Here is a 17,279-nt window from a genome sequence, read left to right as displayed (position 1 = left end):
GGAGGATAATATGAAGAATGTCTTTTTTATACTATTTTTAATCGTAAATTTATACTCGGATAATGAAAATTTTGAATCAAAAGAGTGGGCAGGAAATTACTCGTTTGAAGATCAGATTATGCTAGATGAAAAAAATTATCGTGGGCATATTCAGGATTTGAATATATCGATGTGCAAAAACAATATTTGTAATGTTAGGTTTGAAAGTTACCGTACATATGGCGTTAAAGGAGATGAAGATAGCGAAGGTGCAAATATTTGCCTGATAGAAGTTGATGATAAAGCGATGAATTTACAAATTCTTTCTTCTAAAGAAGCGGTTTTAAGATTAGCAACAAATGATAAAAGTAAAAAATGCAGTGCAAATATCATAAAAACAGGTAAAGGCTTTAAATTTACCAAACCAGAAACAAATGCAAAAGAGTGCGCAAATATACTTATAGATTATGGTTGCGGAGAAGGAACTGATCCATATTGGAATGGAGAATTTATAAGGAAAGATAAATGATCTTTAAAGAGCTAAGCAAAGATGAATATGGCAAATTATTGGGCATATTCATGTGCAACATAGAAGTGCATCCAAACTCTGAATTAGTTAAGTCAGGACGCTTTCTCAAGCCTTACGCTGATAATTATAAAAATGTTAATCAAGGAAATATCGCTATTGGCTATGGATTTGATTTAAAAGTAAATGATATAGCTCAAATTACAAAAATGTATAGAGGTGTCTTTGGAGATAAATGGCAATTAACGCAAGAAGAGACTTTGGTTTTAAAAGACTATAAAAATGGAAAAATAACAACCTCAGCAGCATTAAGTAAATTTGGCTCTATTCAAAATTTAAGCTTAGATTTAAAAACAAGAGATAATGCATATAAACTATACTCTTTAACTCTTAGTACTTATGAAAATAAAGTCAATAGTAACATTCCAAAATCCTACGAAAGGCTGGCATTAGTCTCAAGAGCATACAATCACTATGGCTCAGATCTTATGAAAGCTGTATCGCAAAGAGATAGATTTTTAATATGGTTTCATCTACGTTATACCATAAACACTCAAAGAGGCAAGGAGCTAAACGGTCTAACCAAAAGAAGGTTGTGGGAATCAGATATTTTTGATCTCATATATAAGGATGATTTTGAAGCGGTAATAAATATTTTTAGTAGCTTAAATATATTTAAATTTAATGAACAAAGAATGATTAAATATATACAAGCATATGAAAAAAGAAATTTTACAGAAGAAAATATTAGCTCTTTTAAAAAAGATGCTACAAGCAGGAATCTTACCGGCCATTTTTCGTTTAAATATAGCAAGATAAAAGATGTGGTTGCACCTTTTTTGAATAAATTCCACTCTCTTATAAAAGAAGTAACAAGTACTGTTTTTGATTTTAAAAATATATATGTTGTAAATTTAAATTCCGATGGCACCAATAACATCTCAAAGATAAACAAGGCATTAGAAGAGCGAGAGAGAAATTCTGAATTTAAAGAAGAGTCTAAAGAGGAAATTTTACTAATACTTCCTTATAAGTCAGCTCAACCAATAGCACCATATCAGCCTAAACATACAAAACTTACCATCATCTTAGCGGATAAGACACATCTTGATTGTGTAAATTTAAATCCATCAGGAAAAAAAGAAGAGAGCAAGATCATACTAACTAACTATAAGTATAATCCTTACAATACAAATAAAAACGACAATATAAAATTTATAGTTCCATCTACAAGTACAGAGGTAACTCTTTACAAAGATAATACTGGCAAGTTTGTTTCTCAAGATGGAAAGTATTTTTTTGATAATACAAATAAGTTAACCTTAAATTTCTTTAACAACCTAAACTTTAATCTACTAAATTTTGCCAAAGAAAATAACTTTAATCTAAGAAACGATAAAGCTTCTTCAATGTTTAATATAAAGTTAAAACTATCAGATAAAGAGCCAAGTGTTTCAACTACTCATAAAGGAAATTTCGATCTGACTGTTTCGGATTTAATTATCACTGATGAAAATCAAAACAGCACAGATATCAAAAAAATTTATTTGCATAATGGAGAAGATAAAAAGGTATATAAGTCTTACTATCTAGAAAAAAATGGTTCTAGCGACAATGAAGCAGATAAAGACTCATATACGGCTAAATTTAATATAAATCTCATACAGGATAAAGATCAAAGTGCTTTTAAAAAGACTACAAAGATGATATTGGCTTCACGAGATCTTAGTAAGGATCACTCCACAGAAGAAATTCATAGCATGAGTGATAATGGCGTTATATCAGTCGAAGCAAAGAAAAAAGCTGAAGGCAGTACTACATATGATCTAAAAACTTCACTTGTTGATATCGCAAATAACATAACTAATGTTGTTATAGAAAATACAGGCAAGCTAAATGTAAAAGAAGCTATTAAACTAAAGGCAATGTATAAACCAAATAAAGGCGATGATAACTATAAAGATATAAACTGGGCTTATGAGATCATAAGACAAGATGAATACAACAAAGAGATAAAGGATAATAATCCTACAGGATATATAGTATTAGAAGGTGATAAATTTAAAGGTAAAGAGATAAGCTTTACTCCGCAAAATGACATAAAAGATAAGGAGTTGCTTGAAAAACTAAAAGAAAATAACAGCACGATAGTATTTTTTGCATATTTAAGAAGCCCATCTTATAAGACAAGATATGGCAAGACACATATAAGAGCAGACTTTAGGGTTCCTATGGAGCTAAAATATGAAAATAATAAACTTTATATATATGAATTTGGGCATACGGATAAGAGTTTAAGCTTTGATGCAAGCTTGTCAAATGCTTTTATTAATGAGATTAATGACACTAAAAAAACAGATAATGCCAAGGGAAGATACTATATAAGCTCAAATATAAATTCTCAAAGCATAAGTATTTATAAAGATCATAAGTTAAAAGAGTTGGCTTATTGTTCTATAAATGATCGCAATAGACCTGCTAGAGCACTTCTGGAAATTTATGCATCAGGTGACAACACTAAAAGCTCAATATCTAATTTCCAAAATGGAATAAATTTAATAAATAGTGAAAATAAAAGTAAATTTATCTCCAAATTTAATGAAGTAAAGCAAAGAGTTAAACTAGAAAATACCCAGAGTGTTAGCCTTGAAGTTATTGAGGAGGATAATGAGATAATCTTCCCTCTTAAAGTAAAGCCATTAAATGATAAAGATGGAGTTCATAGTAGGTATTACTGGGCTAGTGCGCCAGGAGCACATCAGGCCTCTTTTGGTAGTGGCAGAAGCGGTGGCAAGAGAAGACATGCGGGTAGGGATTTATATACTTTAGCGAATGCAGAGATTGTTGCAATAGCAGATGGAATTGTCTTAAATACAAGCTTCTTTTATTGTAAAACAAATCAAGTTACCATTATGCATTATTTCAAAGGCCGTAAAATTATAATAAGATATGGGGAGTTAGTTAACATTCCTGTAAAAGCAGGAGATAGGGTAAAAAAAGGTCAATTCTTAGGGCAAACTGGCAAATTATTAAATGATAGAAATCAACATATTAATGTTGTTTCAGGATACACAATATATATGATTCACTTTGAATATTACACAGATGGAAATAACACAAGAGATCCATTGACTGTTCGCGATCCAAATAATAAATTTAAAAGAAGGAGTGATTTATCAGATCCTTTAGAAATTTTAAGAATTGGTTATGGAAATAGCTTCAAGACTAAAAAATAAAAATGATTAGTAATATAAAAATTTAAATTTATATCACAGTGGCTAAATTTGAGATTATGATAAAAGACTGATAACTATATAAGACCTTTGACGACTACTATCATAAATCTTAAAACTTAAGCAATCTTCAGAAAAAAGTAAAATGGATTGGCGTTGTATTGCTATGGATAGTGTATTGTCTGTTTTTGTTGCTAAGTAAGATTCTATTTTATTTTTTTAAGACGACATGACTGTATTATTATTTTTAAAGACGGTAAAGTTTGAAATATACTTACCACTTCAATATTTGAAAGAGCTTTTGTTAAAAATACTTCTTGGATAAATTTAAAATTAAAAACATAAAAATAGTATATGTATGTGAGGATAAAAATTAATGGATGATAATCGAGAAAGTTTAGTGTTCGAATGAAAATATTTTATATAGTAGTTTTACTAAGCAGATTTTTATTTGCTTCTGAAATTTCAGAAGCTTTTGGGGATTTAGACGGTGATAGCGTGAATGAAAGGGTAGTGGTTTGGCAAGATAGTGACTTGCATAGAGTTTTGCAAATTTTCAAAAAAGATAGTGAAAATAAATGGATAAAATGGCAAGAATTTAGTAATGTAATAATGAAGTCTGATGATGGTGGTGCCATGGGAGATCCTTTTGAAGGTTTGGAGATAAAAAATAGAGTGATCACAATAAACCATAGTGGCGGTGGTGGTAGATTTGAGTGGAGCTATGCCTATAAATACAGACTTGACTTAAAAGATAAAATTTGGAAATTAATAGGCGTTACCGTAGATATGCTAGATAAAAATGTAAGAGATCAAAACTTGGACTATAATCTCCTAACAAAGAAAGCTATATACAAGGTAGAGTGCTTAACCGAAGAGGTAAATAAATGCAAAAATATTAAAAATTTTATGTTTAATGTAAAAAATAATAATCAAATAAATATGAATGAAATAAAACTGGGAGAAAATGAACTTATAGTGCCAAAATATAATGAGAAAATATATTATTGACGCAACACGTGACAAGATATGGTTAGGTAGTTGGGTAAGGTTAGCATCATTTTTACGATAATTTAACTATCATAAATGATTTTTATTGGATTGCTTGGCTTAATTTATATAAATTCAGAGGTTGTTTGTGGCTCAATATTAAGCGATAACAGCATTTTCGCTTATTTAGACTTTATATGGAGCATGTTAGTCTTTGTGTCTTATTTAATTTTTAAATTTTATCTATATTGTGATTAGACATTATAAAGGGTAAAATCAGGTAAGTAGTTATAAATTTATAAAAGTATTCTGGAGGAAATTATGAAAAAAATACTGCTTACAGTAAGTGCAATATCTATGTTTTGCTGGTCAAGTGAGATTGTAGTTGATTGTGATGAGGGCTATGAAGAAAAAATTTGCAATGGCGATTATAGCTGCGTTGCGTCAAAGTGTATATATAAAAATACAGATTTGCTTGGGGCGTACAAGCAATATTTAAAACAATACTTTCAAGACGATAGAAAAGAGATATATAAGAGCGCCTCCAAAGAGATGAAAATGCCAAATTTAAATAAAACCATAAGACTTGAATATAAATTTAAAAGTAGACCAGAAGATAGTGAAAACACATGCTATTTCAACCTAACAAGAGCTGGTAAAGACTATCTCAAACTAGAATACAATGACTGTTCTAACGAATCTCTATTCAATGTTGATTTTAAAAAAGTTAATAATGGAATAGAAGTAATTTTGGATGGCGATAGCGGCGCATAAAATTGGTAAATTTACTAGATTTTAGATAAGCAACATAGTTTTGATGCTGCTGAAATTTATATCCTATTTTGAATATTGTTTTGTGTGAGTTGTCGATATTATGTCAGTCAGCATTAAAATAAAAAATTTACGATGATAGAACAATAAATACTGGCTGAATAAAGTATTAAAAATTTTAACCCAAAACCACAAGTAAATTTACATAAAACTTTACCTTTACAATATTTTGTAATGTCACACGTTTTTGCTAAAATCGCCCTTTTTAACTTACCTAAAAGGGAGAAAATGAAGAGATATTTAGCCGAGTTTTTTGGCACATTTTGGTTAGTTTTTGGAGGTTGCGGTAGTGCGATATTTGCCGCGGCTTTTCCAGAGCTTGGTATTGGTTTTGTGGGTGTTGCGTTTGCTTTTGGTCTTACAGTTCTTACGATGGCTTACGCAGTTGGTCACATCAGTGGCGGACACTTCAACCCAGCTGTCTCAGTTGGTCTATTGGTCGGCGGAAGATTTGACAAAAAAGACTTCGTGCCTTACGTCATCGCACAGGTTATCGGAGCGATCGCAGCTGCTGGCGTGCTATATCTTATCGCTTCAGGCAAGGCTGGATTTGACGCTACTGCGAGCGGTTTTGCTAGTAATGGATACGGCGAGCACTCACCAAATGGCTATAATCTAGTCTCAGCGCTAGTTGCAGAGGTCGTTCTAACTGCGTTTTTCCTTATCATTATCCTAGGTGCGACTGATGAGCGTGCTCCAAAAGGCTTTGCACCGATCGCTATTGGCCTTGGCTTGACGCTGATACACCTTATCTCGATACCTATCACAAACACATCGGTTAATCCAGCTCGCTCAACTGGCGTTGCGATATTTCAAGGCACTTGGGCACTAGAGCAGCTTTGGCTTTTCTGGGTTGCACCTATCGTTGGAGCTATTATCGGAGCTATCATTTATAGGATCTTAGGCTGCACATGCGGCTGCAAAAGCGCAAAATAATCAAATTTTATGCTTCAAGGGGCGATCTTCGCCCTTTCTACTCTTTCAAATTTAAATAAGTAAAAAGAAAATTATAAGATGTTTTGAGGATTCATCTAAGAAATTTAATTCTTAGATGAAAAGAGGATTTAGGCCTTTTTTGTCATCGCCCTAATAGGTATAACAAATATCGCTGCAATAAGGTAAAAAACGATACCAAAAACAGCTGCCATCATAAATATCTCGCCGATATCATAAAAGCTTGACTCAAGCCTAATGGTATCCACGTAATTTATCGCAAACCATAATGCTACGCCAAGAGCGATAGCAAAAACAAAAAATCCCCAAGAAAATAAGAAATTTAAAATCTTAGTCATCAACTTTTCTCCTTTTTGAGTTTATTTATCTACCTTAAATCCGCCGCCAAGTGCTCTATAAACTTCAACCGCGCTATCTACCTCATCAAGCTTAGCTGAGATATCTTGAAGCTTTGCTTGAAGCAAATTCCTCTGTGCATCAAGAAGCTCTAAGTGACCGATATAGCCAGCGTTATACTGATCTTTAGCAAGCGAATAAATTTTTTGCTGCGATTGTAGCAAATTTTTTACCTGATCCAAAGAGAGCTTCGCGTTTTGCCTTGATATAAGGGCATCTCTAACCTCACCAAGGGCTGATCTAACAGTCGCTTCGTAAGTGACGGCCGCGATTTGCTCGTTTGTCTCAGCAACTCGGACATTGTTTTTTGTCCTGCCATAGTCAAATATCTTTTGAGCTAAAGAGCCACCTATGTTCCAAGTATTGGCATTTCCTACAAATATATTTTCAAAATCAATACTTGTAAAGCCCAAAAGTCCAGTGAGTGAGATCGTAGGGAAATAATCAGCTTTTGCCACGCCCACAAGAGCATTTGTAGCTTTTAGATCTGCTAGCGCCTTTGCCACGTCACTTCTTCTAAGTAAGACATCTGAGCTGATGCCAGCCTTTATCTCTGGCGAGCTTGGTAAATTTTGCGCACTAGCAATGGCTCCTTTTAAAATTTCATCATTGCTCTTGCCAGTTAGGATGGCTAGCGAAGTAAGCGCTTGCGACTTTGAGTTTAGCACTGAAGTTAGACTAGTCTTTGCCCTTTCAACCTCAGCTTTACTTTGCAGATAGGTCATCTCATTTATGCCACCAAGATCAAGCTGCGTCTTGCGAAGCGCTAGCGTATCTTCGTAGGTTTTTAGTGTCTCTTTTAACACCGCTTCTTGCATGTTTAGCGACACTAGAGCAAAGTAGCTTTTCGCCACACTTGAGCTAAGGCTTAGTCTGGCGCTATCGTAGTCAAATTTGCTAGCATTTAAGCTTTCATTAGCTGCAAGCACGCTATTTCGCACTCTACCCCAGAGATCTATCTCATAGTTTAGCCCTAAATTTATGCTAGAGCTTCTATAGCGTGTTTGAGGCTGCCCAGTGTAAGTTTCACCGCTGGTTTTTGCTTTGGTATAACTTACATTTAAATTTACCCCAGGGAGCAAGCTAGCCTCAGCAACGCCAAGGCTCGCCTTTGCCTTCTCTAAATTTAAATAGGCAATGCGTAAATTTGTATTTTTCTCAAGCGCACTTTCAACAAGAATATTTAAATTTTCATCTTTAAATTCCTTCCACCAAAGATCTCTTATATCGCTTGTCTCGAAAGTGTATGTTGAGGTAAAATTTGTATCCACATTTGGCATATCTGGGCGAAACGAGCAACCAGCCAAAAACGCCGCTGTTATAAGTATAAACGCCTTATTTTTCATCTTTTTTTGCTCCCTTTTTCCAGTATTTTTCATTTAAATTTTCAAGCAAATAGTAAAACATAGGCACGAAAAATATCGCTATCGTAGTAGAAGCGATCATGCCGCCAACTACGCCAGTTCCTAGTGAGTGACGAGATGCAGCGCCAGCACCAGTGCTTATAACCATTGGGAAAACGCCTAGAGTAAATGCGATCGAGGTCATTACGATAGGTCTAAAGCGAAGTTTGGCCGCATTTACAGCTGATTCAAATATGCTTTTTCCACTCTCGCGCTCTTGCATAGCAAATTCTACGATCAAAATGGCGTTTTTGGCCGCTAGACCGATGAGTAGCAAGAGTCCGATCTCAAAGTAGATATCGTTTGTCAGCCCTCTTATCCAAACAGCTAGCAACGAGCCAAATACCGCAAACGGCACGGCAGTGATGACTGCAAGTGGGATGAGCCATCTTTCGTACTGAGCCGCAAGGATCAAAAAGACAAAGACCATACCAAAGATAAAGGCGACCGTGCCTGTTCCTTGAGAATTTACCTCTTGATACGCCGTTCCAGCCCAGCTTATAGCGTACTCATCACTACTTAGTGTGTCATTTACGACCTCTTGTATCGCTCTTATCGCATCGCCTGATGTGTAGCCAGGTTTTGGATCGCCCATGATCTTCGCCGCAGGGAAGAGGTTAAATCTATCAACGATATCAGGTCCGATCGATCTTGTAAGCGTTGCTACTGAATTTAATGGCACCATGCCACCATCATTTGAACGAACGAAAATTTTTCTTAGATCCTCAGGGTTGTTTCTAAAGTTATCACTTGCCCTTGCATATACGCGGTAAGATTTGCCTGCAAGGTTGAAGTCGTTTATGTAGTAAGAGCCAAAAGTAGCCGCTATCGTGCTGAAAATTTCACTCTCGCTTACGCCAAATAGCCTTGCTTTCTCTTTATCAACAATTATCTTAAACTGGCGGTAGTTTGTCTCAAGCGTCGTTCTTACACCAGTTAGTTCAGGCCTTGCGTTTGCAGCTGCAGTTACCTTTCTAGCGTCCGCTTCTATCTCGTTGTAGCTCTTGCCGCTCTTATTTTGTAGATACATCTCAAAGCCGCCAGTCATTGATAGACCCATGATAGGTGGCACATTTACGACAAAGGTCATTGAGTTTTTTGAACCCCAAAGCATGCCGTTAAACTGACCCACTAAGGCATCTGCACCGTCCGTTGCACCCTTTCTTTCGTTCCAGTCTTTTAGCTTGACAAAGCTAATGGCCGAGTTTTCTCTAAGTGAGCTAGCTAGCATATCATAGCCTGCAAATCCCATGGTAAATTCGACATTTGGGTTGCTCAAAATGGCGTTACTAATAGATTTTACCTCTTCTTTAGTCTTTAGCATATTTGTTGAAGGTGGAAGTGAGGTGATAACCATCAAAGCGCCTTTGTCTTCTGAAGGCACAAGTCCTTTTGGCACCTTTTGAAACAAGCCATACGTTGCAAATCCCATTATGCCAATGACTATAAAGCTAATGATGACATGTTTTAAAATTTTTGCCACGCCTGCTGTAAAGAGCCTAGTGCTAAAGTCAAAGAAGTCGTTAAATTTCTGAACTATCCAAAATGGCTTGCTCTCTTGCTTCTTAAGCATAACCGCACAAAGCGCTGGCGTAAGAGTAAGAGCGACAAAGCCTGAGATACAAACAGCAACGACAAGTGTTAGCGCAAACTGCTTTTGTATAACGCCAACAAAGCCCTCCATAAATGAAACTGGCACGAAAACCGCGCAAAGCACGAGCACGATAGAGATGACTGGAGTTTGCACCTCCTCCATCGCCTTAAATGTCGCGTCTTTTACACTTATCTCTTTATCTTCATGCAAAATTCTCTCGACGTTTTCTATAACGATGATCGCGTCATCAACGACGATACCGATGGCTAGGATCAGGGCAAAAAGTGTGATCAAATTTATACTAAAGCCCATCACATAAAGCCCGCCAAATGTGCCTATGATAGAGACTGGCACAGCAAGCATCGGTATGATGGTAGCTCTAAAGCTCTTTAAGAAGAAGTACATTACGATAAGAACTAGCACCATCGCCTCGATGAAAGTTTTTATGACTTCGTCTATTGAGACGGTGATAAATTCAGTTGGGTTGTAAGCTATGGTGTGCTCTAGGCCAACTGGATAGGTTTTCTTTAGCTCTTCAAGCTTTGCTTTGACCGCTTCAGCAGTTGCTAGTGCGTTTGCGTCGTTTTGTAAAAATAGCAAAAGTGGCACTGCTGGCTTGCCATTTAGCATAGCTTCAGATGCGTAGCTAGCAGCTCCAAGCTCGACTGTGGCGACCTCTTTTAGCTTGACGACTGTGCCGTCATCACTTTTTATCAAAATTTCACCAAACTGTTTTGGATCTTTAAAGCGTCCTTCAGAAACTACTGAATAAACATAAGGATTTTCACCTTTTGATGGCTGCTCACCGATCTTACCAGCGGCGTATTGTGAGTTTTGAATTCTTACTTGAGAGATGACGTCGCTTGGAGTTAGTTTAAACTGAGCGAGCTTGTCTGGCTTTAGCCAAATTCTCATCGAGTACTCTTTGTTGCCAATTAGCACTGTATCGCCGATACCATTTACCCTTTTGATCGCATCAGCGATGTTTAAATTTACATAGTTATATAGCTCAACTTGGTTCATATTTGGATTTGTAAAGCCAACTACTTGAAGGATCGAGCCACTTCTTTCGCGCACCGTTACACCCATGCTTTGCACCTCTTGAGGCAATCTTGAAAGGGCAGCTTGCACGCGGTTATTTACATCGATCGTAGCTTGCTTTGCTGATGAGCCGATCTTAAAATATACGCTTATATTCATAGTACCAGCTGAGCTTGAGGTGCTTTGCATATAAAGCATATTTTCAACACCATTTATCTGATCTTCAATGGCACTTGCGACCGAGTCAGCGATCGTCTGCGCATCTGCACCGCTATATGTCGCAGTTACAGAGACAGTAGGCGGAGTAAGACTTGGATACTCCTCTATAGGAAGCCCCTTGATACCCATAAAACCTGCTATAACTATGATGATAGATATAACAGTTGCAAATATCGGGCGGTTTATGAAAAATCTTGAAAACATCTATCTGCCTTTACTTGCTACTTGTAGCGTTTGCATCTTTGTTTAAGAAATTTGCGCTTAGGTCTTTATCAGTTTCAACTGGTGCGCCAACTCCGATTTTAAGGAAGTTATTAACTATTATCTTATCGCCCTCTTCAAGACCCTCAGTCACTACGACCATATCTTTTGTTTGATATCCTGTTTTTACATTTTTTTGTCCTACTTTGCCATCTTTTACGACCAAAACATAAGTGTTTGTAGCGCTTTGTTGAAGGGCGACTTGCGGGATGTTAAAGGCATTTTTTTGAACAAATCCGCTCATCTTTATATGACCAAACGCACCTGGTAAAATTTTACCTTCGCTGTTATCAAAGCTAGCCTTTGCCAAAACGCTACCAGTTGCGGTATTTACGACATTATCTATAAATGTCACTTTGCCGGTGAAATTTTCATTGTTTAAATTTAAAACAGCCTCGCTATTTAGTTGCTGCCAAGCGCCACTATCTAAATTTGCTTTTCTACTTAGATTATCCACATCTGCGATGTAAAAGTCAGCTTCGATCGGATTTATCTTAGTTAGCCTTACAAGTTTTGTTTGGCTTGCTATGACAAGTGAGCCAACATCGACTTTATTATCGCCAACAACGCCGTCAAATGGAGCCGTGATAGTTGTATAGCCAAGATCGATCTTGGCATTTTTTAAAGTTGCTTTTGCGCTTACTAAATTTGCATTTGCTATATCGTAAGCTGCAACGGCTGCGTCGTAGTCTTTTTGAGATACTGCATTTTTCTTATAAAGGGCAGAAATTCTTTTAAACTCAGTCTCGGCATTTTTTAAATTTGCATTTGCCACGCCAACAGCTGCGTCAAGTGAGTCGTAGCTGGCTTGATATTTCTCTGGATCTATGAGAAATAGCTTCTCTCCAGCCTTGACCTTATCGCCAGGCTTAAAAAACTGCTTTATGATCGTGCCGCCAACCTTTGGATAGATAATGACATCTTGGTTGCTAGTAACTGTGGCTGTGTAGTCAAAGCTAATAGGCACATCTGCTTTTTGTGCAACAAATATATCAACATGAGATGTTGGCATCTGGCGGCCTGCAGCAGCCTTTTTGTCGCCACTTTCAAAGCAGCCAGAAAGCAAAAAAACGGCAGCTGAAAGCACAAGAAAACTTTTAAATTTCAACATAAAAACCTCTCTTAATTTTAAATTTTAATCCCAAGTTTAGTTTTGTAATTTTCATTACAAATCATAAAAGTCACTGACTATAACTAAATATAAATTAAAAGTCAATCCAACTTTTTTCTAACGCCATTTAAAAATAGCTCCACGCATAAAGCAACGTGCTTTTCACGCTCTTTTTTGCTTAGTTTTGGCTCCTCATTTACCATAAGTGAGTCGAAGTAATAAAGACCAATTACATTTTTCATAAAGCACTTTGCAGCAAATTTGGCTGGAAATTTTGGATTTAGCTGTGCTTTTATCTCATCTCTTTCAAAGAAATTTATAAGCACAAGGTCGATCCTATTTAAAATTTGATCTAAAAATACCCTGCCAAGCTTGCCGCCATTTTTAGAGCCCTCGCTCATCATTATCCTACCAAGTGAGATATTTTTCTTGGTGCAGACGATAGAAAAAATAATGGTTGCAAATTTGGTTAAAAACTCCTCCAAGCTGTGAGAAATTTTAAGATCTATCCTCTCATCGACCTCTTTTATAAGAGCGTCTATCTCTTGCTCGATGATCGCTTGAAAAAGCCCCTCTTTGCTCTCAAAAAATGTGTAAATGCTTGCAAGCGAGCCGCCACTTATCGCCACGATATCGCTAAGGCTTGTCTTTTCGTAGCCATTTTTTAAAAATAGCTCAAGCGCTGTTTTTACGATGAGCTCGTATCGTTTTTTGCCTTTTTCTGAGATCGCCATTTCACTTCCCGCTAAATTTTCGCCATTTTATCATCTTTTAGGATAGATAAAGGTGCTAGCTCTTTGCACGTTGATAGTTGGCTCGTCAGTGGCGTAAGCTCTTATATTTATATGTTTTAAAAGATCTTTTTCGCTTGTGTTTTCATTTTTTGATTTTAGCGTAACGATGACCTTTTGTTTTGCACCAGATTTTAGCGTAAAAGGCCTATTTGGACGAGAAATTTCTATGCTTTTATCATCTATCTCAAAGTAAAATTTATGCTCTTTGCTTTGGGTATTTTGTACCAAAAAAACGTAAGAATTTTCAACCTCACCTTGATCCAAAACCTTGTAAAGCTCGCTTGTTCTATTTATATTTAAAAGCATGCTCTCTTTTTTGCCGCTCATCAGCGCTGCAGCTACCAAAACTACGCACAAAATGACAAGATAAGCAACCGTTCTAAATCTAAAAATTTTCACCTTTTTATTTTCATTTTGAGAATTTATACTTCTCCACTCGATGAGCGAGCTTTCGTTAAAATGCCCCATCACTTTAGCGCATGCGTCGCTACACTCAAGGCAGTTTATACACTCAAGCTGCATGCCCTTTCTTATATCTATATGCGTTGGGCATATCCTCACGCAGGCTTCGCATCCAGTACAGAGCGCGCCTTCTTCTTTTGGCTTTTTAAATTTCTCTTTGCCATCATATATGACGCCGCCTCGTTTTTGATTATAGATAACTTGGATCGTGTCGCTATCAAACATAACTGACTGCACTCTCGCATACGGACAGACATAGACACAGAAATTCTCTTTTAAAATGACCACGTCATAGACTAGCCAAGCAGCGATGCTAAGCCAAAATGCAAGTAAAATTTTATGTTCGCTTGGCTCGCTTATATAGGCTAAAAACTCAAATGGTGGCACAAAAAACCACATAAAATTTGCAGCTATGATAAGGGCTAAAACGCACCAAATTCCGACTGCTAATGCACGCTTAAAAATTTGACCTTGTGGCTCATTTTGTTTGTTTTGGATATTTTTTCGGATCTTTAAAATTTTAGTTTGCAAAAGGTCACGAAAGAGCGTTCTAAAAATGGTCTGCGGACAGCTCCAACCGCACCAGACGCGCCCTGCAAGCGTCGTTAAGAAAAATATAGTCAAAAACAAAGTTATAAACAAAAATGGCAGCAAATATAGCTCTTGCATGTCAAATTTTGTAAAAAATAGATCAACTCTGCTCTTATCAAAGCTCAGCAAAAATAGCTGCGCGTCGTTTATCCTGATAAATGGCAAAATAAATACAAACAGCGTGATACAGGCAAAAAAAATGTAACGCCTCTTGGCGTAGCTAAGATGAACATCCTTTGACATGGTGAGCCTTTTTGATTTTTTGTGATTATACATTAAAACCGCTTTAAACCCTTTTTTGCCCTTTTTCTAAGTTATATTTTGACAAATTTATTAAAGGAGCGGGCATGATTTCTAGACGAAAATTTATCAAGACAAGTTTAGCAGCCACAACACTAGCTGCTTTAAATTTAGAGGCATCACAAAATGAGCCAAAATGGGATAAAGAATTTGACGTACTTATCGTTGGTAGCGGACTTAGTGCAAATGTTGCTGGTATAGTTCTGGCAGAGGCTGGACTAAAGGTAGCGCTGATTGAAAAGATGTCAAGGCTTGGTGGCAACTCAGTCATTTCACAGCTTGACTTTGCATGCGTTGGATCAGACGAACAGGTAAATGCTGGCATAAAAGACTCCATAGAACTTTTTGTCAAAGACCTAAACAAAGCAGGTAAGGGTTTTAACGACGTTGCGCAATCTTTGCGCATAGCTGAAAATTCGAAACGATCGTATGAATTTGTAAAGGCAAGGGGCGTTAAATTTGCTAACAAGCTAAAACATCTTGGCGGTCATAGCGTAGCTAGAAGCTTAGAGACAGAGGGCGGCGGTGGAGCGTTTATTCAGACTTTAAATTCGCACTTTGAAGGCAAAGGCGGGGCGAGCCTTAAGCGCGTAAAGGCTGAAGAAATTATATTTGATGATAGTGGTAAGGTGGCAGGCCTAAAGGTGAGAGAAGGGTATAAATTTGATAAGAGCTTGGCTGATGATGACATGCAAAATACAACAGGTGATAGCAAATTTTATAAAGCAAATAAAGCTGTCATCTTTGCAAGTGGTGGATATTCGGCAGATAAGGCATTTAAAGCCGCTCAAAATCCAAGACTAGCTCTTGCCAAAACGCCTTCAAGCCCAGGTGCAACAGCTGGAGCGCTAAAAACCATGCTAGCAGCAGGTGCTACGCCTATACAGCTAAGTCTTGGCAGGTACTCTTTTGGAATTCCAACTGAAGACCTAGTCTTTTCAATGATAGTTGATGGTAAAAACTCAAAAAGATTTATGAATGAAGATGGCGACAGGCAGGTCTTGTCAGATAAAATTTTAGAAAATATGCAAGATAACAGCTCGGATAAATTTGCAGTGATAATCTTCGATGAGATCGGTTTTGAAAGTAGCCACGATCCAAAAAGGCTAAATAAATTTGTAGAAGATGGCAAGATAAAGAAATTTCAAAATTTGGAAGGTCTAGCAAAAGAATTTGGGCTAAATTTAGATGTTTTAAACAGTGAGATCAAGCGATATAATGAAAATATCGAGAAAAAAGATGATAGTGACTTTAAAAAGGACCTTAGCAAGGTAAATCCTATCTTAAAAGCGCCATTTTACGGCATACTAGCGGCTCCTGGCATAAGCTACACGCCAGGTGGAGTAAGGGTTAGTTTAAATTTTGAAGTGCTAGGCTTAAAAGATAATATGCCTATTAAAAATTTATATGCCATAGGCGAAGCAACAGGCGGAATTCACGGCTATGCAAGGCTAACTAGCTGCTCTACGCCAGACTGCATTAGCTCTGGTTTGATAGCTGCTGAGCATATCTTGAAAGCTTAAATTTATGAAAGTTAAACTATACTCACTGCTTATTTTAATCTGAAAGGTGGTGAGGACGTTGCCTGGTATTAAGGTACATCCTAACGAGTCATTTGACGAGGGTTACAGAAAGTTTAAAAAACAAACTGACCGTAACTTAGTCGTTACTGAAGCAAGAGCTAGACGCTTCTTTGAGCCTAAAACTGAGATCCGCAAGAAACAAAAAATTGCAGCTCGCAAGAAAATGCTTAAACGTCTTTATATGCTTAGACGCTACGAGTCAAGACTCTAAAACCAAGACAAAGGGAGCTTTGCTCTCTTTGTTTAACTCTTCTTTTAGCCTTATTTTTTTATAATCAAAGCAATTTTTTTATTTTATTTTAAACGGAAATCCGATGCAAAAGCTAGCTGTAAATGAAGCTGCAGAAATTTTAGGCATAACAAAAGAAGCAGTCTATAATAGAATCCGCCGAGGCTCGTTGAAAACGCTCATTGAAAATGGCACTAAATTTGTCATCCTTGACGAGGAGCCAAGTAGCGAAAAACCCGCAAAAACCGCTTCAAAAAGCACAAAAACTAAATTCCAAAATGACGAGTTTGTAAGTTATTTGCTAAATGAGCTAAATGAGCTTAAGAGTTTAAATTTAAATTTGCAAGCCGATAAAGATAGGCTTTTTAAAGAAAAAGAGCAGATGCTTATCGAGCGAAAAAATGAAATTTTGCAAATTTACAAGGACAGAGACGAGAAGCTCATGCAGTTTCTAAATGCTATGCAAAGGCCACTTTTAGCGCCTAAAAATGAAAGTGCCGCAAGCGAAGTGGCGATAGATGCGCAGATAGAGGATGAGTCAAAATGGATAAATTTAAGCGAATATCTAAAGGAGTTAAATTTAAAGCCAAAAGCGACAAAAAAGATCAGTGAAAAGATAATAAAAGCGATACATCACTCCAAATTTATTAAATTTAAACGCGGCGTGATACTTGTTAGAAGACATAAAAATTTAAAAGAGTTGATAGGAGAGATATGAAACACATCAAAAAAATAGCAACTTATGCTGCGGTTGGGGGATTTGGTGCCATTATCATGGCTGG

At 36.7% G+C, this 17,279-nt stretch carries 14 protein-coding genes; 8 read left to right on the top strand and 6 right to left on the bottom strand.

Annotated elements, in window-relative coordinates:
- The first annotated feature begins 10 nt into the window (after positions 1 to 10).
- The 5 genes from F3G88_RS01330 to aqpZ all read left to right on the top strand — a co-directional run bounded on the left by F3G88_RS01330 (position 11) and on the right by aqpZ (position 6,495).
- On the top strand, positions 11 to 508 hold the full coding sequence (locus F3G88_RS01330) for a hypothetical protein (RefSeq protein ID WP_149715172.1): 498 nt from the start codon (positions 11 to 13) through the stop codon (positions 506 to 508).
- The gene (locus F3G88_RS01325) at positions 505 to 3,741 is read left to right on the top strand and encodes a peptidoglycan DD-metalloendopeptidase family protein (protein WP_149715171.1); all 3,237 of its coding nucleotides are present in this window, start codon (positions 505 to 507) and stop codon (positions 3,739 to 3,741) included. Before F3G88_RS01330 ends, F3G88_RS01325 begins: the two co-directional genes overlap by 4 nt.
- Positions 3,742 to 4,146: 405 nt before the next feature.
- Positions 4,147 to 4,749, top strand: a complete 603-nt coding sequence (locus F3G88_RS01320; protein WP_103608370.1) for a hypothetical protein — start codon at positions 4,147 to 4,149, stop codon at positions 4,747 to 4,749.
- A 300-nt stretch (positions 4,750 to 5,049) separates the two neighbouring features.
- On the top strand, positions 5,050 to 5,502 hold the full coding sequence (locus F3G88_RS01315; protein ID WP_149715170.1) for a hypothetical protein: 453 nt from the start codon (positions 5,050 to 5,052) through the stop codon (positions 5,500 to 5,502).
- A 285-nt stretch (positions 5,503 to 5,787) separates the two neighbouring features.
- On the top strand, positions 5,788 to 6,495 hold the full coding sequence (gene aqpZ / locus F3G88_RS01310) for an aquaporin Z (RefSeq protein WP_103614782.1): 708 nt from the start codon (positions 5,788 to 5,790) through the stop codon (positions 6,493 to 6,495).
- A gap of 128 nt (positions 6,496 to 6,623) precedes the next feature.
- Here the strand turns inward: aqpZ and F3G88_RS01305 are convergent, their stop codons facing one another.
- The 6 genes from F3G88_RS01305 to ccoG form a co-directional block, all read right to left on the bottom strand.
- Complete coding sequence (locus F3G88_RS01305) at positions 6,624 to 6,851, bottom strand: hypothetical protein (protein WP_004318043.1); 228 nt, start codon at positions 6,849 to 6,851, stop codon at positions 6,624 to 6,626.
- Positions 6,852 to 6,872: 21 nt separating this feature from the next.
- Entirely contained in the window at positions 6,873 to 8,255 is a 1,383-nt protein-coding gene (locus F3G88_RS01300; protein WP_149715169.1) for an efflux transporter outer membrane subunit, read from the bottom strand.
- Complete coding sequence (locus tag F3G88_RS01295) at positions 8,245 to 11,370, bottom strand: efflux RND transporter permease subunit (RefSeq protein ID WP_149715168.1); 3,126 nt, start codon at positions 11,368 to 11,370, stop codon at positions 8,245 to 8,247. Before F3G88_RS01295 ends, F3G88_RS01300 begins: the two co-directional genes overlap by 11 nt.
- Positions 11,371 to 11,380: 10 nt before the next feature.
- On the bottom strand, positions 11,381 to 12,538 hold the full coding sequence (locus tag F3G88_RS01290; RefSeq protein ID WP_149715167.1) for an efflux RND transporter periplasmic adaptor subunit: 1,158 nt from the start codon (positions 12,536 to 12,538) through the stop codon (positions 11,381 to 11,383).
- Positions 12,539 to 12,639: 101 nt separating this feature from the next.
- Entirely contained in the window at positions 12,640 to 13,272 is a 633-nt protein-coding gene (locus tag F3G88_RS01285; RefSeq protein ID WP_149715166.1) for a TetR/AcrR family transcriptional regulator, read from the bottom strand.
- A 30-nt stretch (positions 13,273 to 13,302) separates the two neighbouring features.
- On the bottom strand, positions 13,303 to 14,628 hold the full coding sequence (gene ccoG, locus F3G88_RS01280; RefSeq protein WP_149715165.1) for a cytochrome c oxidase accessory protein CcoG: 1,326 nt from the start codon (positions 14,626 to 14,628) through the stop codon (positions 13,303 to 13,305).
- A gap of 104 nt (positions 14,629 to 14,732) precedes the next feature.
- On the opposite strand from ccoG, the gene F3G88_RS01275 reads away from it, so the two are divergent.
- From F3G88_RS01275 to F3G88_RS01265, 3 genes are all read left to right on the top strand, one after another.
- Positions 14,733 to 16,208 carry an FAD-dependent oxidoreductase gene (locus tag F3G88_RS01275; protein ID WP_149715164.1) on the top strand — a complete coding sequence of 492 codons (1,476 nt, stop codon included), beginning with the start codon at positions 14,733 to 14,735 and terminating at the stop codon, positions 16,206 to 16,208.
- Between the two features lie 58 nt (positions 16,209 to 16,266).
- Entirely contained in the window at positions 16,267 to 16,479 is a 213-nt protein-coding gene (gene rpsU / locus F3G88_RS01270; RefSeq protein ID WP_009294994.1) for a 30S ribosomal protein S21, read from the top strand.
- A 103-nt stretch (positions 16,480 to 16,582) separates the two neighbouring features.
- Positions 16,583 to 17,215, top strand: coding sequence for a DNA-binding protein (locus F3G88_RS01265; protein ID WP_103570118.1), 633 nt, complete (start codon positions 16,583 to 16,585; stop codon positions 17,213 to 17,215).
- Positions 17,216 to 17,279: the final 64 nt, after the last annotated feature.

Source organism: Campylobacter concisus (assembly GCF_902460675.1).
Taxonomy (GTDB): Bacteria; Campylobacterota; Campylobacteria; order Campylobacterales; family Campylobacteraceae; genus Campylobacter_A; species Campylobacter_A concisus_AJ.
This window is presented reverse-complemented; position numbering and strand designations above follow the sequence as displayed.